Genomic DNA, 21,667 nt, shown 5'->3' on the forward strand with positions numbered 1-21,667 from the left:
CGTCATGGCGGCGGCAGTTTTCAACCGCGCAATGGACTACTTGCCGGTTTTGGCCTTGCCGCTCTGATGGGAGCGCAAGATACGGCTCTTCAGCACATTCGACGACTTGAAGGTCATCACCCGACGCGGCAGGATCGGCACTTCCTCGCCGGTCTTGGGATTGCGGCCGATGCGTTCGTTCTTGGAGCGGACGTGGAATGTCGCGAAGGACGACAGCTTCACCGTTTCGCCGCGCACGATGGCTTCGCAGATTTCATCCAGCACCGCTTCGACGAGCTCGGCCGATTCAGTGCGCGACAGGCCGACCTTCCGGTAAACTGCCTCGGCAAGGTCGGCGCGCGTAAGTGTCTTTCCCCCCATGCGACCGTCCCATCAGCTCAAAACATAAAATTCGGCACAACAACGGCAGAGCCTAAGTAATTGATCCGTCAAGGTCAAGGACCGAAACTGGACCGTTCGGCACTTACCAGCGAACCAGGACAGCGCCCCAGGTGAAGCCGCCACCCATCGCTTCCAGGAGGACGAGATCGCCCTTCTTGATGCGGCCGTCGGCGACGGCCACCGACAGCGCCAACGGCACGGAAGCAGCCGAGGTGTTACCGTGCAAATCGACCGTAACCACCACCTTTTGCTCAGCTATCCCGAGCTTCTTGGCGGAAGCGTCAATAATTCGTTTATTGGCCTGGTGGGGCACGAACCAGTCGAGATCATCGGCCGAGATACCGGCTTGCGCGAACGTCGCCTCGATGACGTCGGTGATCATGCCGACCGCATGCTTGAAGACTTCGCGACCCTCCATCCGGAGATGGCCAACCGTACCCGTGGTCGACGGCCCGCCGTCGACGAAAAGCTTGTCCTTGTGCGTGCCATCGGAGCGCAGGCTGGCCGCCAGAACGCCATGGTCGGCGATCGTGCCCGCCCCCTCGCCTGCTTCCAGAATCATGGCGCCGGCGCCGTCGCCGAACAGCACACAGGTCGAGCGGTCGCTCCAGTCGAGGATGCGCGAGAATGTTTCCGAACCGATCACCAGGACACGCTTGGCCAGGCCGCCGCGGATGTAGAGATCGGCGGTGGTCACGGCATAGACGAAGCCCGAACAGACCGCCTGCAGGTCGAAGGCAAAGCCGTGATGCATGCCGAGCCGGTTCTGGATCTCGACGGCGGTGGCCGGGAATGTGTTGTTTGGCGTCGAGGTCGCCAGCACGATCAGATCGATGTCGGCGGGCGTGAGGCCCGCATTGGCAAGTGCGGCACGTGCCGCTGCTTCCCCGAGCGAAGCCGTGGTCTCGTCGTCACCAGCGATATGTCGCTGGCGAATACCGGTACGCTGGGCGATCCACTCGTCAGAGGTCTCGACCATGCCTTCGAAATCGGCATTCTTCATGATTCGGCGGGGCAGCGCGGCGCCCGTGCCGCGCACGACTGATCTGATCAAAGTTCTTTCCTATTCCTTTGCGTCGGTGACGACGTCGGATTTCCTAGCTGACAGGGCACGCGGGTTGCGCGCATGAAACAGGTCCAGATCGGCCTCGATGCGGTCGAGTAGGTTGTTGCGGACCATGTCATAGCCGAGTTCGATCGCGGCGGCGAACCCGTCAGAATCAGCACCGCCATGGCTTTTGACGACGATGCCGCTCAGCCCCAGGAAAACGCCGCCATTGGAGCGGCCGACATCCATCTTTTCGCGCAGGCGATCGAAGGCGCCCTTGGCGAAGATATAGCCGATCCTGGCCATCAGAGTCCGGCTCATCGCGGCGCGCAGATAGCCACCGATCTGGCGCACCGTGCCTTCCGCCGTCTTCAGCGCGATGTTGCCGGCAAAGCCTTCGGTGACGACGACGTCGACCACGCCCTTGCCGATATCGTCACCCTCGACGAAACCGTGATAGTTCATCGAGGCCATGTTGGCTTCGCGCAGCATGCGCCCGGCCTCCTTGACCTCTTCCTGGCCCTTGATCTCCTCGACGCCGACATTGAGCAGGCCGACGCTGGGCCGGGCTATGCCGAAGACCGAGCGCGCCATGCCGGTGCCGAGAATGGCAAAATCAATGAGCTGTTGCGCATCGGCCCCAATGGTCGCGCCGACGTCCAGCACCACGCTTTCGCCGCGCAATGTCGGCCAAAGGGCTGCGATCGCCGGGCGATCGATGGTGGCCATGGTGCGCAGGCAAAATTTCGACATCGCCATCAGCGCGCCGGTGTTGCCGGCGGAAATGCAGGCGTCGGCCGTGCCGGCCTTGACCGCTTCGACGGCCTTCCACATTGATGACTTCCAGCGGCCGTGGCGCAGCGCCTGGCTCGGCTTGTCGTCCATCCTGACCGCAATTTCGCAATGGAAGAATTCACTGATCTCGGCGAGCTTGGGAAATTTGGCAAGCTCCGGGCGCACGACCTCCTCACGCCCGAAGATGACGAAGCGGATGTCGGGACGACGGGTCGCGACCGTCATGAGCGCTGGAATGACCACGGCTGGTCCGTGATCGCCGCCCATGGCATCGATGGAAATCCTGATCACGCGGTATTTATCTCACGGTTAGGCGGCAGGTCGCTTTAGCGACCGCGAAGGTTCGGCGAAAATAACGGTTTTGGGCTGCCGCACAACCGACTTTTCCGTCGCGGGCGAGCTTTTCAGGATTTTCCCAGCAAGGATCGCAGTTTTTGCTGAAATTCATTCTCCGCCGGTTCGTTCTCGCTGCCGGTGTTGAGCGATGCGCCCTGCTTGCGCGGATAGGGGTCGATGGCGAGCCCGAAATACTGTTCGGCGATTGCCCCGACATCGATCGTGTCACCGGAAAATGTCTCTGGACTGTCAGGGCCTTCCGCGTCGAGCAGGATCTCGCCGCCACCATCGAAACCCTGCCGTCCAAGCTTGGAATCCTCGGGCAGCAGCAGCGCTTCGACCGGTTCGTCGATATGCGCCTCGACAGGCTCGAGCGTGACGATGCAGGCCTGGGTGATGTCGGCTTCGACGCGACCGCTTATCTTCACGCCATTGCGCTTCCACGACGCGACCAGAAGCTCGGCGCGATAGGATTCGACCAAAATCAGCCCGTGCTCCTCGGCCAGTGCCGCACGCTGCGCGGCATCGGCCTCGATAACCAGCGGCAGGCCCTTCTGCGGCAGGCGCGTAACGTTTGCCCGGAAGGAGACCGGGCTTTGCGGGTCAACATGCTTCATTGTTCAACCTCCTTGGCGGCGGGAAAGGTCAGCGTGCCGGAGACAATCGATTCGGATGTCTGCGCGGCCAGATGACTGCGCGCGTCGGTAACATAGTTGGCCAGCAGCGATGCTTCCAGCCAGGCGCCCGCGTCGGGCCGGACATTGCGGGCAAGAGCCGCGGTCAGCCCTTCATGGTCGTTTCTTTTCAGGGCATCGTCATAGGCAGCGGTTCGGCCATAAAACATCTTTGCCAGCTTTTTCATGCGTTTGGGCACGCCCACGTCGCCAATGCCCAATTCCCGCAACGAATGGTCGACGTCGAGGAAGAACTCGTCGATCAGAACCTGGGCGACCTCTTGCGCCGCACCGCCCTCCCCGCGCAACCTGTGCTGGAACAGGAACATGTGCAGCGACAGCATCTCGAAACGGCCAAGCGGCGTGTCTGGCACATTCCAGTGGGAATAAAACACGGTCTGCCGCGCCGCCGCCACGATTTGTGCGTAAAGCGCCTCGGTGATAGCGCGGTTGGCGTAGCGTTCGCGGCCAAAAAAGCGCTGGAACATTGGGGATGGTCTCCTGGGGACCGTTTGTTGAAGTGGGCTTGTTGCATCGGCAAGCAAGCTGGTTTACCGGTTTCGCGGCCCAGCGCAAGTTGCGGCCAGCTAATGGAGTTGTTGTTGCGCGCGCTGAATTTCAAGTCGACCTTCTCGTCCAGGCCCGCCGGCGCGATCTCGCTGCTGATGATCGTTTCGGCACTGTCCGCCTGCCACACCTCCAAGATGATCGGCGACCTCAGCCCAAGTGAGACGCTGACGCAAGGTTACGTCATAGACCAGCAGGCAATCGACCTGGTGCCGGTCGGTTCGAGCCGCGAGCAGGTGCTTCTGGCGCTCGGCACGCCGTCGACGACCGCGACCTTCGACAACGAGGCCTTCTATTACATTTCGCAGACGCGCAAGCGCTACGTCGCCTTCGACAAGCCACGGCTGATTGACCAGCATGTGCTGGCGGTCTATTTCGGCGCCGATGGCCGCGTCACCCAGATCGCCAATTACGGGATGAAGGACGGCAAGATGTTCGACTTCATCTCGCGCACCACACCGACCGGCGGCAAGGACCAGAACTTCCTCAGCCAGATCATCAACGGTGCCAGCAAGCTGGCACCCAGCATTCCGGGCGGCGGCGTCTAATTCCTTTCGGCTTCCATTTCGGAAGCCTCATCATCTCAGGCGACCAAAAACCCGCGGGAGCGATCCTGCGGGTTTTTGTTATGGGGATCGTTCACCGGTGTGGCCGTGGCCAAGGAAACGCGAGCCGAGCCTGGATGAGATGCTTGCACACCACGCACTGGAGGACCTAGGCGAAGCGAAGCGCTGAAGGGTCGACGTTGTCATCGCTTCAACAAAAAACCCGCGGGATCGCTCCCGCGGGTTCTGTTTTCGAGTGGATGCTTTTGATCAGCCGTGCGCGAGCACGGCCAGCAGCAAGAGCGCCACGATGTTGGTGATCTTGATCGCCGGGTTGACGGCCGGACCGGCGGTGTCCTTGTAGGGGTCGCCGACCGTGTCGCCGGTCACCGAAGCCTTGTGCGCTTCGGAACCCTTGAGATGCTTGACGCCGTCCTTGTCGACAAAGCCGTCTTCGAAGGACTTCTTGGCGTTGTCCCAGGCACCGCCGCCAGAGGTCATCGAGATGGCGACGAACAAGCCATTGACGATGACGCCGAGCAGCGAGGCACCAAGGGCGGCAAAAGCGGACGCCTTCGAACCCGAGATCAGCAGCACGCCGAAATAGACCACGAGCGGCGCCAGCACCGGCAGCAGCGACGGGATGATCATTTCCCTGATTGCCGCCTTGGTCAGCAGGTCGACCGCGCGTGCGTAGTTCGGCTTCGAGGTGCCAGCCATGATGCCCGGATCCTCGCGGAACTGCTTGCGCACTTCCTCGACGATGGCGCCCGCCGCGCGGCCGACGGCCGTCATGGCGATGCCGCCGAACAGATACGGGATCAGACCGCCGAAGATCAGGCCAGCGACGACGTATGGGTTGGAGAGATCGAAGGAGATCTCGCCCATGCCCTGGAAGTAGGGATATTTGTCGCCATTGGCGGCAAAGAACTTCAGGTCGTTAGAGTAGGCGGCAAACAGCACCAGTGCGCCGAGACCGGCCGAACCGATGGCGTAACCCTTGGTCACCGCCTTGGTGGTGTTGCCGACCGCGTCGAGCGCGTCGGTGGACTGGCGCACTTCCTTGGGCAGGCCGGCCATTTCGGCAATGCCGCCGGCATTGTCGGTGACCGGGCCGAAGGCATCGAGCGCAACGATCATACCGGCAAGACCGAGCATCGTCGTGACGGCGATCGCCGTACCGAAGAGGCCGGCAAGCTGATAGGTCGAGATGATGCCGCCGACAATGACGATCGCCGGCAGCGCCGTCGATTCCAGCGAGACCGCAAGGCCCTGGATGACGTTGGTGCCGTGACCGGTGACCGACGCCTGGGCGATAGAGTTGACCGGGCGCTTGTTGGTGCCGGTGTAGTATTCGGTAATGACCACGATGAGACCGGTCACCACGAGGCCGACCAGGCCGCATATGAACAGGTTCTTGCCGGTGATGACCATGCCGGCGACGGTGCCGATCTCGCCCCAGCCGAGGGTGACATGGGTGGCGACGCCGAGGCCGACGATGGACAGCAGGCCGGTGACGATCAGGCCCTTGTAGAGTGCGCCCATGATCGAGCCGTTGGAACCGAGCTTGACGAAGAAGGTGCCGACGATCGAGGTCAGGATGCAGGCGCCGCAGATAGCGAGCGGATAAAGCATGGCTGCACCCAGAACGGCGGTACCGCCAAAGAAGATGGCAGCCAGAACCATGGTGGCGACAACGGTCACCGCATAGGTTTCGAACAGGTCAGCGGCCATGCCGGCGCAGTCGCCGACATTGTCGCCGACATTGTCGGCGATGGTGGCCGGGTTGCGCGGATCGTCTTCGGGAATACCGGCTTCGACCTTGCCGACGAGATCGCCGCCGACGTCGGCGCCCTTGGTGAAGATGCCGCCGCCGAGACGGGCGAAGATCGAGATCAGCGATGCGCCGAAGCCGAGCGAGACCAGCGAGTCGATGACGATGCGATCATTGGGCTGGAGGCCCATGAAGTGGGTCAGGATGAGGTAGTAGATCGAAACGCCGAGCAAGGCCAGGCCAGCAACCAGCATGCCGGTGATGGCGCCCGATTTGAACGCGATGTCGAGGCCGGCAGCGAGGCTGTTCGATGCGGCCTGCGCCGTACGAACATTCGCGCGAACGGAGACATGCATGCCGATGAAGCCGGCGGCGCCTGAAAGCACTGCACCGATCAGGAAGCCGATCGCGGCGGTGATGGACAGCAGCCACCAGGCGAGCACGAGGACGACGACGCCAACGATGGCGATGGTGGTGTACTGACGCGCCAGATAGGCCTGTGCGCCCTCGCGGATAGCCGCGGAGATTTCCTGCATGCGTGCATTGCCCTGATCGGCCGCAAGGACCGAACGTGTCGCCCAGATGGCGTAAAGGATTGAAAGCAGGCCGCAGGCGATGACGGCGGAAATAATTGTCATTGCCGGATTTTCCTCGATTGATGGCCCAAAAGAACCCCTCCCTGGGCCGTTGAGACAAAGACCGGATTCCGTGCACGGAATCCGCCTCTTCGCAGCGGTGTATGCGAAACAGGGCTGCGAACGTCAAGATATTGTTCGGTTTTTGCCCGGCTTTCGCCTAAATGGTTGGGGCCAAGCGGCGGCTGCCGTTAGCACTCTCCTATTAGATCGATTGAAATTGGCCTTGACGCAAGACGCGGCTACTCGGTCTCCCGGCCCATGCGGCGCGCCGTGTAGCGCTCGATCGCCGATAGACCGTCATAGATCAGCACGGCAAGGGCTGCCACGATCAGGCCGCCCTGCAGGACGAAGGCGAGATTGTTGGACAACAGCCCGGCGATGATCACTTCGCCCAGCGTTTTGGCTGCCACGGTCGAACCGATGGTCGCGGTGGCAAGACTGATCACCACCGACAGCCTGATGCCGCCGAGAATGATCGGGGCGCTGAGCGGCAGCTCGACCTTGGTGAGCCTTTGCCAACCGGTCATGCCGGCGCCGCGCGCCGCTTCGACGACATTGGCCGGCAGCGTCGTCAGGCCGGTCAGCGCATTTTCGAAGATCGGCAACAGGCCGTAGAGAAACAGGGCGATCAGCGTCGGCTTCTCGCCGAAGCCGACGGCCGGCACCGCAAGCGCCAGCACCGCCACCGGCGGAAAGGTCTGGCCGATGTTGACCAGGCTGCGCGATAGCGGCAGGAATTCGGCGCCGGCCGGCCTGGTGACCAGGATGGCAAGCGCCACCGCGACGATGGTTGCGGCCACGGTGGCGATCAGAACCGTGCGCAAATGCAGCAATGTCAGTGTCAGCAGGCTGCCCTGATTGTAGATCACCGGCGCATTGTTTTCGGTCAGCGGCTTCAGCAGCGGCTCGAACCAGCCCGGATTGGTGACGAAGGCAACGAGCAGCACCACCAAGGCTAGCCTGAGCAGCGATGGAAGCCAGGCCTTCATGCCGGCCTCGCCGCGCGCTTCACCAGCCCGTCGATGGTCACGCGGCCAAGCGGCTTGCCGTCGGTGCCTGAGACCGGCAGCGCCGGCCGGCCCGACCACAGCAATTCGGCCAGCGCGTCGCGCTGGCTGGCATCGCCGGGGATCGCCTCGCCTTCGGCGGAGCCCTTCTCCACGGCATCGCGGACCCGGCCGAGCGACAGCAACCGGAACGGCCTCTCGCTGGCGCCAACCAGGGTCTCGACGAAGGCGCTTGCCGGCTTTGCCAGGATCTCGGCTGGCTTGGCGTATTGCACCAGCTTGCCGGCATCCATGACCGCGATCTTGTCGCCCATATGCACGGCCTCTTCCATGTCGTGGGTGACGAGGATGATGGTGGTGCCGAAGCGCTTCTGGATCGCCAGCAGATCCTCCTGCGCCTTGGTGCGGATGATCGGGTCAAGGGCGCCGAACGGTTCGTCCATCAACAGCACGTTGGGCTCGGCGGCGAGTGCGCGGGCAACGCCGACGCGCTGCTGCTGGCCGCCGGACAGTTCGTGCGGATAGCGCGGCCCGAAGGCTTCGGGATCGAGCTGATAGAGCGTCATCAGCTCGTCGACCCGGGCCTTGATACGGTCCTTGTCCCAGCCAAGCAGCACCGGCACGGTGGCAATGTTCTGTGCCACCGTGCGATGTGAAAACAGGCCGTGGCCCTGGATGGCGTAGCCGATGCTGCGGCGCAGCTCGTAACCGGGCAGCGAACGATTGTCGGCGCCGTCGAGCTTGATGATGCCCGAGGTCGGCTCGACCAGCCGGTTGATCATGCGCAGCAGCGTCGTCTTGCCGGAACCGGACGTGCCGACGATGACGGCGATGGTGCGCGGCTCGATGACCATCGACACGTCATCGACCACGGTCGTCGCGTCATAGCGCTTAGTGATGCCTTCGATCTCGATCATGCCGTTTCAACCCTGCGCTTGGTGGCGGTCATTTCGATCACCGCATCGAGGATGATGGCGGCGGCAAAGGCGAGCGCGACCGTCGGCACGGCGCCGAGCAGCACAAGGTCCATTGCCGTCTGACCCACACCCTGGAAGACGAACACGCCGAAACCGCCGCCGCCGATCAGCGCGGCAATGGTGGCGAGGCCGATGTTCTGCACCAAAACGATACGGATGCCGGTGAGGATGACAGGAAAAGCCAGCGGAAACTCGATGCCGAACAGGCGCTGCCTGTCGGTCATGCCCATGCCGCGCGCCGCGTCGTTGGCCGCGCGCGGCACGCCGGCGAGACCGACCACCGTGTTGGCCACCACCGGCAGCAGCGAGTAAAGGAACAACGCGACGAAGGCGGGAGCGGTGCCGATGCCGCGAATACCGAGCGCGGCAGCCCCCGGCACATGCGCGGCAACCCAGCCGAGCGGCGCGATCAGCAGGCCGAACAGCGCGATCGAGGGAATGGTCTGGATGATGTTGAGCACGTTGAGAACCCCGGCCCGCAGATTTTCGACGCGATGGCACAGGATGCCGAGCGGCAGGCCGACGATCACCGCGGCGGCCAGCGAACCGAGCGCCAGCGTCACATGCTTGGAGCCCTCCGCCCAGAAACTGTCGGCGCGGTTGAAATATTCCTTCAGGATCGATAGATTGTCCCAGCTTCCCGAAATCAACAGCAGCCCGATCGCCAAAGCCGCGACCACAAGCACGCCAACCCGCGCCAATGGCGACAGGTTCAGCCTTGTCAGCACGTCGGCGAGCAAAAGCGTGAAGGCAAAGATCAGAATCCAGAAACCGGAGGCTGGCGAAACTCTGGCGAAGGTGTTGCCCGCCGGCGTGAGAAATGTTCCGGCGACACCGATCAGCAGCGCGAGCGCGGCAAGCGCCATCACGCTGGCGGCAAGGCGCAGCACAAGTGGTGTCTTGAACAGCGCGATGAGTGCTGCGGCGACAATGATGGCGAGCAGCAGCGTCCCGGTCGTTGCCGGCAGCGCCTCGAGAATCGAGCGCGCCTGGCCGGGGACGATGCGGTTGGCACGGAACGTGGCAAAGGGCGCGGCAAAAGCCGCGTAGGCTGATATCGCGGCGATGACCACGCCGAGCTTGTCGAAGCGGGGAGTCATGGTTGCCCCTCATGAGGGGCGATTTGCCACATCGCGCAGCTTTCTTTGGGGATTGGCGAAAACCGACGCGATATCCGATCTCCCCCCTTGCGGGGGAGATGGCCGGCAGGCCAGAGGGGGGTGTGAAGGATCGCCAACTTTCGGGTGTCGGCTTGTTCAGAAGCAACCCTGTCGAGGCATGCACCTTTGACGGGTTGGGAGGTCGGCGGGACAGCACCCCCCTCTGTCCTGCCGGACATCTCCCCCGCAAGGGGGGAGATCAGCAGCTTCCAGAGGGGGGTGCCTTGCACCGGTGTCACTGACTACTTCAAAAACCCGTTCTTCTTCAAAAAGTCCTCGGCGACGCCCTTGACCGGCTCGCCGCCGACCTGCACGCGACCGTTCAGCTCCTGCAGCGTGACGAGGTCGAGCTTGGCGAAGACCGGCTTCAGCAGCGTCTCGATCTCGGGATGTTCCTTCAGCACCGCTTCGCGGATGATCGGCGCCGGCTGGTAGACCGGCTGCACGCCCTTGTCGTCGTCGAGCACGACGAGGCCGGACGGTGCGATGCCGCCATCGGTGCCGTAGACCATGGCTGCATTGGCGCCGTTGGTCTGGTTGGCGGCCGCTGCGATGGTTGCTGCCGTGTCGCCGCCCGAAAGGGTGATCAGTTGGTCCGGCTTCAGCGTGAAGCCATAGGTGGTCTGGAAAGCCGGAAGTGCAGCCGCCGAATTGACGAACTCGGCGGAAGCCGCCAGCACCACCTGACCGCCGCCCGCGACATATTTGCCGAAGTCGGTGAGCGTGGCAAGTTTGTTGGTCTCGGCGACTTCCTTGCGCAGCGCGATCGCCCAGGTGTTGTTTGCGGGCGACGGCGACAGCCAGACGATCTTGTTGGCGTCGTAGTCGAGCTTCTTGGCCGTTTCATAGGCCTTGGCGGCGTCTTTCCAGACCGGGTCGTCGGCCTTTTCGAAGAAGAAAGCGGCGTTGCCGGTATATTCGGGATAGATGTCGATCTCGCCGGCGGTGATCGCCTTGCGCACCACCGGCGTGCCACCGAGCTGGATACGGTCCGATGTCTTGATGTTGTTGGCGTTGAGCACGAGCTGGATGATGTTGCCGAGCACGCCGCCCTCTGTGTCGATCTTGGAAGAGACAACCACCTGGGCATTGGCGGTAGCCACCGTAATGCCGAGCGCCAATGCCGCGCCGGCCAGAAACTTGACTGAAAACATTGTGAAACCCCTTGCTATGAACCGAAACGCGGTGACCGCATATGAGCATGGCTTCAACGGCCAGTCGGGGCACACGGTTTCATAACAATAGGTACAGACGCAATATTTTTGTTACGGAGCGGTAAATTCGACCGACATCGTGCTGACAGCGCCGTGTCAGGTGAAACGGCGGATGGATCAGGCTTCGGCTTTGCGCAAGCTCGTCAGCTTGAGCGCGCCGAGCGCCACGAAGCACAGGACGGTGACCGGAAAGACTATCCAGTTCAGCATCTCCCAGCCCCAGGCATTGTAGACCATGCCCGACATCAGCGAGGCGCAGGCGACGGAGCCGAACAGGACGAAGTCGTGGAAGCCTTGCACCTTGCCCTTTTCCGACGGCCGGTAGGTGGCGGCCACCATCGCGGTCGCGCCAATGAAGCCGAAGTTCCAGCCAAGGCCTAGCAGGATCAGCGACGTCCAGAACTGCCACAGCGCCAGGCCCGACAGAGCGACAATGGCGCAGCCGATGAGCAGGATCAGGCCGGTGGCCACAATGCGTTCGGCGCCAAAGCGATGGATCAGCGAGCCGGTGAAGAAGCTTGGCGCGAACATCGCCATGACGTGCCAGGAGATGCCGAGCGTCGCGTCGTTCTCCGACAGGCCGCAACCGACCATGGCCAGCGGTGCGCCCGTCATGACGAAGCTCATCAGCGCATAGCTGCCAACCGCGCAGAAAAGCGCGGCGACGAAACGCGGCTGCGTGACGATTTCAGCCAGCGGCCTGGCGTCGCTGTCGGCGATCTCCACCTTGCCGGATGCTTTCGTCGGCAGCCGCAGGAACGACAGGATGATGGCGCCGACCGCTGCCAGCGGCAGGATGGAGACGAACGAACCGGCAAACATGACCGGCGCAAGCAATTCGCGGGTGAAGATGACGATCTGCGGTCCGAGGATGGCGGTGACGATGCCGCCGGCCAGCACGAAGGAGATGGCGCGCGCCTTGAATTCAGGCGGTGCGTTGTCGGCGGCGGCGAAGCGGAACTGCTGGACGAAGGCGCCGCCGACACCGATCGTGAGCAAGCCAAAGGCAAACAGCCAGAAGCTGCCTTGAAAAAGCGCTAGCGTGGCGATCAGGCCACCGAGCGCCGTGACGATCGTGCCGGTCATGAAACCGCCGCGCTGGCCCATACTACGGATGATAGCCGCCGCAGGCAGCGCGCCGAGCGCCACGCCGATGTTGAAGCCGGTGATCGGCGCTGTCGCCAATGATTTGTCGGGACCAAGCAGATATTGCCCGGCCAGCGCCCCCACGGAGATGGCGATGGGGGCCGCCGAGCCGATGATCGCCTGCGAGGCGGCCAGGATCAGCGCCGTGCGTCGCGCCTCCTGACTGGCATCGAGGGCGATGGCCGTCATGATGCGTCCTTGCCGCGCCCCTCGCCACGCACCCGGCGAGACACACGGTCGAGCACGGCATTGACCAGCTTCGGCTCATCTTCCTCGTAGAAGGCCTTAGCGATGTCGACATATTCGGAGACGATGACGGCGACGGGGACATCCTCGCGCTTCATCAGCTCGTAGACGCCGGCGCGCAGGATGGCGCGCAGCGTCGAATCGAGCCGCGACAATGGCCAGTCCTCGGTCAGCGCCTGGCGGATGATCGGATCGATGGTCTTCTGGTTCTCGACGACACCCGCCAGAATAGCGCGGAACCATTGCGCATCGGCCTCGCGGTAGAGCGCGCCGTCGACTTCCTTGCCGAGACGAAAGGCCTCGTATTCGGCGGTGATCTCGAAGACGCCACTGCCGGCGACATCCATCTGATAGAGCGCCTGCACGGCGGCCAGACGGGCAGCGCCGCGTTTGTTGGCGTGGCGCACCGAGGGCTGGCCGGGCGAAGCGGGTTCGCTCACGATCGCGCTCCCAGTTGTTCCTTGAGGGCAATCATGGTCAGCGCCGCACGCGCGGCAAAGCCGCCCTTGTCGCCTTCCGAGCGCTTGGCGCGAGTCCAGGCCTGGGCGTCATTCTCGGTGGTGAGGATGCCATTGCCTATGCAGACAGAGTCCTGCACGCTCAAATCCATGAGCGCGCGGCTGGATTCATTGGCGACAATGTCGAAATGATAGGTGTCTCCGCGGACGACGGTGCCGAGCGCGACAAAGCCATCATAATGTGTGCCGCCTTCCGTCGCGCCGTCCAGTGCAAAGGTGATCACCGCGGGGATTTCGAGCGAACCTGGGACGGTGACGACATCATAAGTCGCGCCCGCTTCATCGAGCGCGCTTGTCGCGCCATCGAGCAGCGCGTCGGCAAGGTCGTCGTGAAAGCGCGCTTCGACAATAAGCAGATGCGCCTTCGCCTTCGGACGAATGAAGGCTTTGCCGTGTTGGGATGTACCAGCCATAAAAGTCTCCGGGGAGTTGCCGGTGACTTAGGCCGAAGCCGGGTTCATCGCAAGCGGAAGATTGTCCACGTTGCCGAAGGTCCGCAGAACTTATTGGTTTCCAGTGCTCATACGCCTGTATTGTGACGGTAGCCACGCACGGTATCGCGCAGACGATCGTTCACCGATCGAGGATTGATCAAGGCTTCAACGAAGACTCTGCTGTCGTTGACGGACAGATCGAGTTGCGAGTGCTCTTCGGTGTTCACATCGGCCTGCACCTCACGCATCAACTTGTCTTCCTGCGTGGAATTCACCCTGTCCTTGGTCATCAAAGCCCCTCTTTCGTCGCCTCCACCAGCCGCGCCGCATAGCGGGCCATGGTGTCGATCTCGAGGTTGACGCGGTCGCCGACCTTGCGCTCGCCCCAGGTGGTCACGGTCAGCGAATGGTGGATCAAAAGCACGTCGAAGCGCGTGCCTTCGACCTTGTTGACGGTGAGCGAGGTGCCGTCGAGCGCGACGGAGCCCTTGGGCGCGATGAACTTCGCCAGGTCGCGCGGCGCCTCCAGCGTGAAGCGCACGGCGTCGCCCTCATCCTTGCGCTCGACGATTTCGGCCATGCCGTCGACATGGCCCGAAACGATGTGGCCGCCGAGTTCGTCGCCGATCTTCAGCGCCCGCTCCAGATTGACCTTGGTGCCGGATTTCCAGCCCGAGGCCGTCGTCAGCCTCAGCGCCTCTTCCCAAGCCTCGACCTCGAACCAGCGCGCGTTCGAGCCGCTGTCGGGCAAGGCAGTGACTGTCAGGCAAACACCGCCGCAGGAGATCGAGGCGCCGATGGCGATGGTCTGCGGATCATAGGCGGTGTCGATGCGCAGCCCCACCCCTTCCCTGAGCGGCTCGACGGAAGCGACAGTGCCGACATCGGTGACAATTCCGGTAAACATTGGTGTTGATCCCTAGAGGTCTCTTATCCACTCGGCGTAGCTGTCTTCGCCGAAACGCATGTCGCGCAGTTTGCGAAATCCTGCCGGGATATGGTCGGCGTCGATCGGCGATGCAATGCCGTCGTCGCCGATCGCTTCCGGCCCCTGGAACAGCACAACGCGGTCGACCAACCCATCGGCCAGGAAGGCGCTCGCCACCTTGGCGCCGCCCTCGACCAGCACGCTGCCCATGCCGAGCGCGGCCAGATCCTCGAGCAGTTCCGGCAGAGCGATGCCGCCCTCATGTGTTTCAGTGCCGATGAAGCGCACGCCTGCGCGTTCGAGTGCTGCCCGCCGCAGCGGATCGGCCTCCAGGCAAGCGGCGACATAGAGCGGCACCCGGTCGACGCCCGAAACCAGCTTCGAGGCCTCCGGCAACCGGATCTGGCGGTCGAGCACGATGCGGGCAGGCGAACGGTTCTCCAGCCCCGGCAAACGCACCGTCAGGGCCGGATCATCCTCAAGGGCCGTCCCGATACCAACCAGTATGCCATCCGCCTCGGCCCGCATCAGATACACTTCGCGGCGCGCGATATCTCCGGTGATCGACACCTGCCCACCGCCTTCCCTGCCGATCTTGCCGTCGCTGGAAAGCGCAAGCTTGAGAATCACTTCCGGGCGTTTTCTCAATGATCGGATCAAATAGCCGGCCATCTGCTCGGCGGCTTGCTCGGCCAACACCTTCTCGACCACCTCGACACCGGCGGCACGCAGGATCGCGTAACCCTTGCCGGATACGCGCGAATCGGGATCGCTGGCCGCACCGACGACGCGTGCGACACCGGCATTGACCAGCGCATTGGCGCAAGGCGGCGTGCGGCCGTGATGGGCGCAAGGCTCCAGCGTGACGTAAGCGGTGGCGCCGCGCGCGAGGTCGCCGGCCTCGGCCAAGGCCTCGGTCTCGGCATGCGGGCGGCCGCCGACAGCGGTGACGCCGGTGCCGACGATCATCGGGCCATTGCCGTCATCGCGTACGATCAGCGTGCCGACGGAGGGGTTGGTCGCGGTGCGCCCGGCATTTTTTCGCGACAGTCTGAGTGCCGCCGCCATGAAGCGGCGATCAAGGGCGGCCTGTTCGCTTGCAGTCATGCTCAGCTGGCTTCCTCTTCACCCTTGATTTCGTCGCCCTTGAGCTCGCCCAGCAGTTCGTGGAAATCCTTGGCCTCGCGAAAATTGCGGTAGACCGAGGCGAAACGCACATAGGCGACATCGTCGAGCGATTTCAGCGCTTCCATGACCAGCCGGCCGACTTCTCCCGAAGCAACCTCAGTCTCGCCGGAACTTTCGAGCTGGCGCACGATGCCGGTCACCGCGCGGTCGATGCGCTCGGGATCGACATTGCGTTTGCGCACGGCGATCTCCACCGAACGCAGCAGCTTGTCGCGGTCGAAGGGTACTTTGCGGCCCGATTTCTTGACCACGACGAGGTCGCGCAACTGCACGCGCTCGAAGGTGGTGAAGCGACCGCCGCAATCGGGGCAGACGCGCCGCCTGCGGATCGCCGCGCCATCCTCGGCGGGGCGCGAATCCTTCACCTGCGTATCTTCTGACTGGCAATAGGGACAGCGCATGGAGAAGCCTTTGGTTGGCGAATCTGGTGAAGCGAAAGGCTTAGAGGTTTTTGCAGCGATGGCAAAGTGTCGCCAACAATCGCCCTTCATCGCACAGAGATAGCGAGGCGCAAGCAGGATTGCCAGCCTCGCCAGGCGGCCGCACAGCGTACCGATGTCTTCAGGGAGCGACGTCGGCGGTCGGAAATCCGCATGATGTGCCGAGACTTCGATAGGCCTTGGTGAAGCCGTCCATGGATATGCTTCCAACCGGCGCGTCGCCGAAGGAGACGTCAAGCACCGATGCCCGCCGCATGGCGCGCAGGAGCGCCAGGCTGGTCTTGGCCTGGTTGTCCACGGTCCAGCTGAGCCGGCCGTTTACGGCGCCATCAGAATGGAGTTTTGCGGCAACACGGCCCTTGTCGTCGCCGAAGGTGGCGGCGACGGACTTGCCGGCCGGCAGATCCTTGTTGTCGACGGCGATCGTTACGGACGGGTAGGCATCCGGCGGCAGTGCATCGCCGTTCGTGTTGACGAGCGTCAAGGTACCGGGCACGCCGCCCGCGCCGATAAAGGCGGTCGAGGCAGCGCAGGTCTTGCGCAGATCCTCACCGGTGTCGACCTCGTCGACCAGGGTCGACCATCTGCCGAAAGTTTCGAGCTTGGGTGCCGGCTGGGCGGGCGCCGCCGGCTCGGCCTGAGGTGCGGGTTGCGCGGGCGCGGGTTGAGCAGAGGCGGTTTGCGCCAAGGCGATGCCGGGGAAAGGCACGGCGATCAAAGCGGCCAGAGCGCCAACGGCGCCAAGGTCGGCGAAACGAAATGGTCGCATCATCAAGGCTCCTGCCGGCCGCCCCGGCCTGCTGCAACGACGCTTGTCGTTGCAGCAGGCCGTAAGACTTCCTATCGCGTCAGCCCAGATAGGGATAGAGCGGGAAACGATCGGTCAGCGCCACGACCTTGGCCTTGACCGCTGCTTCGACAGCGGCATTGCCCTCGTCGGAATTCGCAACCTTGAGACCGTCCAGCACTTCGGCGATCAGCTTGCCGATCTCGCGGAATTCGGCCTGGCCGAAGCCGCGCGTGGTGCCGGCCGGGGTGCCGAGACGCACGCCCGAGGTGACGAACGGCTTTTCCGGGTCGAACGGAATGCCGTTCTTGTTGCAGGTGATGTTGGCGCGGCCCAGCGCCGCCTCGGCGCGCTTGCCGGTGGCGTTCTTGGGCCTGAGGTCGACCAGCATGAGATGGTTGTCGGTGCCGCCGGAGACGATGTCGAGACCAGTCTCCTTGAGGCTGGAGGCCAACGCCTTGGCGTTGGCGGCAACGCTCTCGGCATAGACCTTGAAGCCTGGCTTCAGCGCTTCGCCGAAAGCGACAGCCTTGGCGGCGATGACATGCATCAGCGGGCCGCCCTGCAGGCCTGGGAACACCGCCGAATTCATCTTCTTGGCGATGTCCTCGTCATTGCACAGGATCATGCCGCCGCGCGGGCCGCGCAGCGATTTATGCGTCGTGGTCGTCACGACATGGGCATGCGGCAGCGGCGACGGGTGCACGCCGCCGGCGACGAGGCCGGCGATGTGGGCCATGTCGACCATCAGATAGGCGCCGACCGCATCGGCGATCTCGCGAAAGCGCTTCCAGTCCCAAACGCGGGAATAGGCGGTGCCGCCGGCCAGGATCAGCTTCGGCTTGGTCTCGTGCGCTGTCTTCTCGATGGCGTCCATATCGAGCAGATGGTCGTCCTGGCGCACGCCATAGGAGACGACCTTGAACCATTTGCCGCTCATGTTGACCGGCGAACCATGGGTCAGATGGCCGCCGGAATTGAGGTCGAGGCCCATGAAAGTGTCGCCGGGCTGCAACAGCGCCAGGAAGACGGCCTGGTTCATCTGGCTGCCGGAATTCGGCTGGACGTTGGCGAAGTTGCAGCCGAACAGCTTCTTGGCGCGCTCGATGGCCAGTTCCTCGGCCACGTCGACGAACTGGCAGCCGCCATAGTAGCGCTTGCCCGGGTAGCCCTCGGCATATTTGTTGGTCATGATCGAGCCCTGCGCCTCAAGCACCGCGCGGGAAACAATGTTTTCCGAGGCGATCAGCTCGATCTCGTGACGCTGGCGACCGAGTTCGTTGCGGATGGCGCCGAAAATCTCCGGATCGGCATCGGCCAGCGTGGTTTCGAAGAAGGATTCGAATTTGTTCGACACTGCCGCTGCTGTTGCCATGGCCTGAAATCCTCGGGGTTCGGGGGCAATTTTCGATTTATGCAAGTCGTTGTCCCAAAACCGCTGCACACTTTTGGGCGACTTGCATTTGCCGGGCCATTAACACAGTTGTTTTCGCCCCGCCACGTTTGCGGCGCGAAATTTGCTGGCCGGATTGCGCCAGCGAAGCCTTCAGGTCGCTATTTCCTCGCCTTGCGGCCTCTCAGCAAGGCCTCGGTGAGCGTGATCTCGGTAAACAGCGCCTGCGACGTGTGGTCGTTGATCTCGCCCCGGCGAAACATGGCGCGTACGGCCTCGCGCTCGGCTTCGATGCCCGCAAATCTCAGCTCGAGTTCCAGCCTTCCGGCTTCGCGCGCCTCAGCGCGGGCCTCATCGGCTTCGTCCGAGGCGGCGATGCGGCGCCGGTAGCCGGCGACGATGCTGTCGGCGGCGGCAAGCCTGGCGCCGGGCACCTCGCCTCCCTCATCGTCACCAACTCCAGCGATGCTCTCGATGCGTGCGATTGCCGCCTTGGCGGCGCCGACACGCGCCAGGCGCTCCTCGGCTGCGCCGGCATCCTCGCCCGGTTCGACCAGCCCCCTGGCGATCGTCGGCAGAGCGAGGCTGGCGAAGACCAGCGAACAGATGATGACGCCAGCGGCCAGGAAAATGACCAGGTCGCGCGCCGGAAAAGGCGAGCCGTCCGGCATGGCGAGCGGCAGCGACAATATGCCGGCCAGCGTAATGGCGCCGCGCACGCCGGCCACCGAACCGGCAAGCCGCACGCGCAACCCGAACGGCTCCACCTTGCGCTTGCCCAGACGCGCGGCGATGCCGGCCGCGATATCGCCCACCCAGATCCACAGGAAGCGCAACGCGATCAGGCACAGCGTCAGCGCGATGACGGTCGCGATCGGCTGGATGATCGGGTGCAGGCTCATGAGTTCCGGCGGCACATGGCGGATGATGTCGGGAAGCTGCAGGCCGAGCACGATGAAGAGAGCGCCGTTGAAAACGAAGGAAAGCGTCGTCCACAGCGACATCGTCTGCATGCGCGCCGAGACACCGAGGAAGCGAAACACGCCGGAGCCGCCGGTGAGCAGGCCGGCGGTGACCGCCGCCAGGATGCCGGAAGCTCCGACATGCTCGGCGCCGAGATAGGCGATGAAGGGCAGCAGGACCATCACCAGCACCTGCGCCTCGGCCGGCACGCCGCCGATCCGGTTGAGCAGTTGCAGCAGCTTGGCGGCAACGAACAGCGCCGCCACGCCGATCAGGATGCCGATCGCCACGGCATAGAGAAAACTGAGCGAAGCCGCGGCAAGGGAAAAGCTGCCGGTCAGCACCGCCGCGACGGCAAAGCGGAACATGACCAGCCCCGACGCATCGTTGAGCAGCGACTCGCCTTCCAGAATGTGCATCAGCCGCGCCGGGACGACATTTCTGTCGACGATCGAGGACACGGCCACCGCGTCGGTCGGCGACAGCACCGCGGCGAGCGCGAAAGCGACGACCAGCGGGATGCTCGGCACCAGCCAGTGCAAGGCGTAGCCGAAGCCGACGATGGTGAAGAAGACGAGCCCTATGGCAAGATCGAGGATCGGTCTGCGCAGCGCCATCAATTCACGCTTCGGCGCGCCATAGGCATCGCCGAACAGCAGCGGCGGAATGAACACCAGCAGAAACAGTTCCGGATTGATCTCGACATGGATGCCGCGCACCGGCCAGGCGAGCGCGGCACCGATCGCAATCTGCAGCACCGGCAACGGTACCCGCACCAGGCGAACCAGAGCGCCGGAAAGCGCCACGAAGACGAGCACGACCAGAATGAAGACGGCGACTTCCATGGTCCGGTTCCAGGCTTTCCGCCGACCATGCGCGCAAAGCCGGCCGATCCGTCCAGCCGCCCGTCCCGTGAAAAACGCCGCGGCACCCAATCAATAAAAAGGCCGCCCTGAGAGGCGGCCTTTTTAGATAAGAATCAAATGCTTACAGCGCAGACGTGATCTGCAGTTCGTTGTTGCCATCAAGCGCGTAGACGTCGTCGCGGAACTGCACCACGCCCGGACCGGTCGACCAAGCCGAGAGATAGAGGAAGTGGACCGGCACCGGATTGGTGACCTGGATCGGCGTGTTTTCACCGGTCTTGATCGCCGCCTCGAAATGCTGGCGATCCCAGCCGGGCGTGTCGCGCAGGATCCAGGTGACGAGGTCGCGCACATTCTGCACGCGCACGCAGCCCGAGGAATCGAAACGCAGCATCTTGCCGAACAGGCTCTGCTGCGGCGTGTCGTGCATGTAGACGCCGTCAGGGCTCGGGAAATTGATCTTCACCGAGGCCATGGCGTTTTCCGAGCCGGGATCCTGGCGGAAACGGTACTTGGCGGCGTCGTCGGTCGACCAGTCCACATTCATCGGATCGACTTCGCTGCCATCGGGCGCGAACAGGCGGATGTGGCTGTTCTTGAGATAATCGGGATTTTTCCGCATCAGCGGAATGATGTCCTTGCGCACGATCGAGACGGGCGCGTTCCAGTATGGATTGACGATGATCTCATTGATCTTGGAATTGACGATCGGCGTCTGCCGGTCGATCTTGCCGACGATCGCGGTGTGGCGAAGCACGACGCGATCGTTCTCGACCGCTTCGACCTGCGCTGCCGGAATGTCGACCAGCACGTAGCGGCTGCCCAGCGTGCCGGCCTTCTCGCGCAGCCGTTGCAGATTGGTCTGCAGCTGGCCGAGCCGGATCTGCGCCGAAACGTTCATCGCCGCATAGGTGTATTTGCCGAGCGCACCATCGGCAGGCAGACCGTGGCGCAGCTGGAAGCGCTTGACCGCCGAGTCGACATAAGAATCGAAAGCCGTCGAAATGCCGGCGCTCTGCGACAGGTCGCCGGAAACCATCAGCCGCTTGCGCAACGGCACCACATCGGGATCATCGACGCCAAGCTGCAGCTTCTTGGTCGCGGGAACCTCGACCCAGCCACCCTGCCCGACAATGTTCTGGTATTGCCCGACCGCCTGTTCCGTGAAGGCGACGGTCTGCGGGCTGAAGATCGGCAGCGTCGAGGCCACCTTGCCGCCCTCGCTGGCGCGGGCGTCGAACTGGTCGTCCCAATTGCCGCGCGCCGAGGATTTCAGGATATCACCGATCACATCTTGCGCATTGGCGCCGCCGGCGACCACCGCTGCTGCGAGCGCGGAGGCTCCGGAGAGGAAAAAACGACGGCTGGTTCTCATGGACGTTCCAGACATTTGTAGCAGTTCGATCACTTGCTGCGTTGATCACCGGGCGATCTCGCCCGCACTGTAAAATTGGCAATCTTAACAATTAGCCAACCATGCTCCGTATCACCTTGGTGTGACAGCGCCCAGGCGCGATACAGATTGCGGGTGAACGCATGGTCTTCACACCAGCATCACTGCCACTCTCGGTTCCATTGGAATATGGCGGCAACGTGGCCTTGGCCCGCGATTTGCATCGGGCGCCGCAGCGAAATGAAAGGC

The 21,667-nt window shown here is 63.4% G+C and carries 22 protein-coding genes; 1 reads left to right on the forward strand and 21 read right to left on the reverse strand.

Features of this window, described 5'->3' with window-relative positions; genetic code table 11:
* Window positions 1–36: 36 nt before the first annotated feature.
* From NKI69_RS10640 to NKI69_RS10660, 5 genes are all read right to left on the reverse strand, one after another.
* Window positions 37–360 carry an integration host factor subunit alpha gene (locus NKI69_RS10640; RefSeq protein ID WP_352721218.1) on the reverse strand — a complete coding sequence of 108 codons (324 nt, stop codon included), beginning with the start codon at window positions 358–360 and terminating at the stop codon, window positions 37–39.
* A gap of 103 nt (window positions 361–463) precedes the next feature.
* A complete protein-coding gene (locus NKI69_RS10645; RefSeq protein ID WP_023810242.1) occupies window positions 464–1,435 on the reverse strand; it encodes a beta-ketoacyl-ACP synthase III in 972 nt (323 codons plus the stop codon).
* A gap of 9 nt (window positions 1,436–1,444) precedes the next feature.
* Entirely contained in the window at window positions 1,445–2,515 is a 1,071-nt protein-coding gene (gene plsX, locus NKI69_RS10650) for a phosphate acyltransferase PlsX (RefSeq protein WP_023810241.1), read from the reverse strand.
* Between the two features lie 113 nt (window positions 2,516–2,628).
* Entirely contained in the window at window positions 2,629–3,177 is a 549-nt protein-coding gene (locus NKI69_RS10655) for a YceD family protein (protein WP_128305722.1), read from the reverse strand.
* On the reverse strand, window positions 3,174–3,722 hold the full coding sequence (locus tag NKI69_RS10660; RefSeq protein WP_023810239.1) for a ubiquinol-cytochrome C chaperone family protein: 549 nt from the start codon (window positions 3,720–3,722) through the stop codon (window positions 3,174–3,176). Before NKI69_RS10660 ends, NKI69_RS10655 begins: the two co-directional genes overlap by 4 nt.
* A gap of 114 nt (window positions 3,723–3,836) precedes the next feature.
* Between NKI69_RS10660 and NKI69_RS10665 the strand changes: the two genes are divergently transcribed.
* Window positions 3,837–4,349 (forward strand): outer membrane protein assembly factor BamE, encoded by a 513-nt coding sequence (locus NKI69_RS10665; protein WP_023810238.1) that lies wholly within the window; start codon window positions 3,837–3,839, stop codon window positions 4,347–4,349.
* A gap of 267 nt (window positions 4,350–4,616) precedes the next feature.
* On the opposite strand, the gene NKI69_RS10670 is transcribed toward NKI69_RS10665, so the two are convergent.
* The 16 genes from NKI69_RS10670 to NKI69_RS10745 form a co-directional block, all read right to left on the reverse strand.
* Window positions 4,617–6,758: a sodium-translocating pyrophosphatase gene (locus NKI69_RS10670; protein WP_128305721.1), complete on the reverse strand. Its 2,142-nt coding sequence runs from the start codon at window positions 6,756–6,758 to the stop codon at window positions 4,617–4,619.
* 239 nt (window positions 6,759–6,997) lie between these two features.
* Window positions 6,998–7,747 carry an ABC transporter permease gene (locus NKI69_RS10675; protein WP_128305720.1) on the reverse strand — a complete coding sequence of 250 codons (750 nt, stop codon included), beginning with the start codon at window positions 7,745–7,747 and terminating at the stop codon, window positions 6,998–7,000.
* Window positions 7,744–8,682, reverse strand: coding sequence for an ABC transporter ATP-binding protein (locus NKI69_RS10680; protein ID WP_352721221.1), 939 nt, complete (start codon window positions 8,680–8,682; stop codon window positions 7,744–7,746). Before NKI69_RS10680 ends, NKI69_RS10675 begins: the two co-directional genes overlap by 4 nt.
* Window positions 8,679–9,842: an ABC transporter permease gene (locus tag NKI69_RS10685; protein ID WP_023810234.1), complete on the reverse strand. Its 1,164-nt coding sequence runs from the start codon at window positions 9,840–9,842 to the stop codon at window positions 8,679–8,681. Before NKI69_RS10685 ends, NKI69_RS10680 begins: the two co-directional genes overlap by 4 nt.
* A gap of 302 nt (window positions 9,843–10,144) precedes the next feature.
* Window positions 10,145–11,056, reverse strand: coding sequence for a glycine betaine ABC transporter substrate-binding protein OsmF (gene osmF, locus NKI69_RS10690; protein ID WP_128305719.1), 912 nt, complete (start codon window positions 11,054–11,056; stop codon window positions 10,145–10,147).
* Between the two features lie 177 nt (window positions 11,057–11,233).
* The gene (locus tag NKI69_RS10695) at window positions 11,234–12,451 is read right to left on the reverse strand and encodes an MFS transporter (protein ID WP_352721223.1); all 1,218 of its coding nucleotides are present in this window, start codon (window positions 12,449–12,451) and stop codon (window positions 11,234–11,236) included.
* Window positions 12,448–12,948 carry a transcription antitermination factor NusB gene (nusB, locus tag NKI69_RS10700; protein ID WP_023810231.1) on the reverse strand — a complete coding sequence of 167 codons (501 nt, stop codon included), beginning with the start codon at window positions 12,946–12,948 and terminating at the stop codon, window positions 12,448–12,450. Before nusB ends, NKI69_RS10695 begins: the two co-directional genes overlap by 4 nt.
* Entirely contained in the window at window positions 12,945–13,439 is a 495-nt protein-coding gene (ribH, locus tag NKI69_RS10705) for a 6,7-dimethyl-8-ribityllumazine synthase (protein ID WP_013532245.1), read from the reverse strand. Before ribH ends, nusB begins: the two co-directional genes overlap by 4 nt.
* A gap of 107 nt (window positions 13,440–13,546) precedes the next feature.
* Window positions 13,547–13,750: a type II toxin -antitoxin system TacA 1-like antitoxin gene (locus NKI69_RS10710; RefSeq protein ID WP_023810230.1), complete on the reverse strand. Its 204-nt coding sequence runs from the start codon at window positions 13,748–13,750 to the stop codon at window positions 13,547–13,549.
* Window positions 13,750–14,367 carry a riboflavin synthase gene (locus tag NKI69_RS10715; RefSeq protein WP_023810229.1) on the reverse strand — a complete coding sequence of 206 codons (618 nt, stop codon included), beginning with the start codon at window positions 14,365–14,367 and terminating at the stop codon, window positions 13,750–13,752. The genes NKI69_RS10710 and NKI69_RS10715 overlap by 1 nt, the downstream gene beginning before the upstream one ends.
* Window positions 14,368–14,379: 12 nt before the next feature.
* A complete protein-coding gene (ribD, locus tag NKI69_RS10720; RefSeq protein ID WP_023810228.1) occupies window positions 14,380–15,495 on the reverse strand; it encodes a bifunctional diaminohydroxyphosphoribosylaminopyrimidine deaminase/5-amino-6-(5-phosphoribosylamino)uracil reductase RibD in 1,116 nt (371 codons plus the stop codon).
* A 2-nt stretch (window positions 15,496–15,497) separates the two neighbouring features.
* Window positions 15,498–15,977, reverse strand: a complete 480-nt coding sequence (nrdR, locus tag NKI69_RS10725; RefSeq protein ID WP_023810227.1) for a transcriptional regulator NrdR — start codon at window positions 15,975–15,977, stop codon at window positions 15,498–15,500.
* 160 nt (window positions 15,978–16,137) lie between these two features.
* Entirely contained in the window at window positions 16,138–16,788 is a 651-nt protein-coding gene (locus tag NKI69_RS10730) for a hypothetical protein (protein WP_352721225.1), read from the reverse strand.
* A gap of 76 nt (window positions 16,789–16,864) precedes the next feature.
* Window positions 16,865–18,178, reverse strand: a complete 1,314-nt coding sequence (glyA, locus tag NKI69_RS10735) for a serine hydroxymethyltransferase (protein WP_023810225.1) — start codon at window positions 18,176–18,178, stop codon at window positions 16,865–16,867.
* A 179-nt stretch (window positions 18,179–18,357) separates the two neighbouring features.
* Window positions 18,358–20,004: a Na+/H+ antiporter gene (locus NKI69_RS10740; protein ID WP_352442548.1), complete on the reverse strand. Its 1,647-nt coding sequence runs from the start codon at window positions 20,002–20,004 to the stop codon at window positions 18,358–18,360.
* Window positions 20,005–20,146: 142 nt separating this feature from the next.
* On the reverse strand, window positions 20,147–21,400 hold the full coding sequence (locus NKI69_RS10745; RefSeq protein WP_023810224.1) for a L,D-transpeptidase family protein: 1,254 nt from the start codon (window positions 21,398–21,400) through the stop codon (window positions 20,147–20,149).
* Window positions 21,401–21,667: the final 267 nt, after the last annotated feature.

Origin of the sequence: Mesorhizobium sp. M0491 (assembly GCF_040321265.1) — a bacterium.
Taxonomy (GTDB): Bacteria; Pseudomonadota; Alphaproteobacteria; order Rhizobiales; family Rhizobiaceae; genus Mesorhizobium.

Excerpts from the sequence above, each read along its gene's own strand:
- NKI69_RS10640 (WP_352721218.1), bottom strand. The coding sequence starts at position 360 with ATGGGGGGAAAGACACTTACGCGCGCCGACCTTGCCGAGGCAGTTTAC.
- NKI69_RS10655 (WP_128305722.1), bottom strand. The coding sequence starts at position 3,177 with ATGAAGCATGTTGACCCGCAAAGCCCGGTCTCCTTCCGGGCAAACGTT.
- NKI69_RS10660 (WP_023810239.1), bottom strand. The coding sequence starts at position 3,722 with ATGTTCCAGCGCTTTTTTGGCCGCGAACGCTACGCCAACCGCGCTATC.
- NKI69_RS10670 (WP_128305721.1), bottom strand. The coding sequence starts at position 6,758 with ATGACAATTATTTCCGCCGTCATCGCCTGCGGCCTGCTTTCAATCCTT.
- NKI69_RS10675 (WP_128305720.1), bottom strand. The coding sequence starts at position 7,747 with ATGAAGGCCTGGCTTCCATCGCTGCTCAGGCTAGCCTTGGTGGTGCTG.
- NKI69_RS10680 (WP_352721221.1), bottom strand. The coding sequence starts at position 8,682 with ATGATCGAGATCGAAGGCATCACTAAGCGCTATGACGCGACGACCGTG.
- NKI69_RS10685 (WP_023810234.1), bottom strand. The coding sequence starts at position 9,842 with ATGACTCCCCGCTTCGACAAGCTCGGCGTGGTCATCGCCGCGATATCA.
- osmF (WP_128305719.1), bottom strand. The coding sequence starts at position 11,056 with ATGTTTTCAGTCAAGTTTCTGGCCGGCGCGGCATTGGCGCTCGGCATT.
- NKI69_RS10695 (WP_352721223.1), bottom strand. The coding sequence starts at position 12,451 with ATGACGGCCATCGCCCTCGATGCCAGTCAGGAGGCGCGACGCACGGCG.
- ribH (WP_013532245.1), bottom strand. The coding sequence starts at position 13,439 with ATGGCTGGTACATCCCAACACGGCAAAGCCTTCATTCGTCCGAAGGCG.
- NKI69_RS10710 (WP_023810230.1), bottom strand. The coding sequence starts at position 13,750 with ATGACCAAGGACAGGGTGAATTCCACGCAGGAAGACAAGTTGATGCGT.
- NKI69_RS10715 (WP_023810229.1), bottom strand. The coding sequence starts at position 14,367 with ATGTTTACCGGAATTGTCACCGATGTCGGCACTGTCGCTTCCGTCGAG.
- ribD (WP_023810228.1), bottom strand. The coding sequence starts at position 15,495 with ATGACTGCAAGCGAACAGGCCGCCCTTGATCGCCGCTTCATGGCGGCG.
- nrdR (WP_023810227.1), bottom strand. The coding sequence starts at position 15,977 with ATGCGCTGTCCCTATTGCCAGTCAGAAGATACGCAGGTGAAGGATTCG.
- NKI69_RS10730 (WP_352721225.1), bottom strand. The coding sequence starts at position 16,788 with ATGATGCGACCATTTCGTTTCGCCGACCTTGGCGCCGTTGGCGCTCTG.
- glyA (WP_023810225.1), bottom strand. The coding sequence starts at position 18,178 with ATGGCAACAGCAGCGGCAGTGTCGAACAAATTCGAATCCTTCTTCGAA.
- NKI69_RS10740 (WP_352442548.1), bottom strand. The coding sequence starts at position 20,004 with ATGGAAGTCGCCGTCTTCATTCTGGTCGTGCTCGTCTTCGTGGCGCTT.
- NKI69_RS10745 (WP_023810224.1), bottom strand. The coding sequence starts at position 21,400 with ATGAGAACCAGCCGTCGTTTTTTCCTCTCCGGAGCCTCCGCGCTCGCA.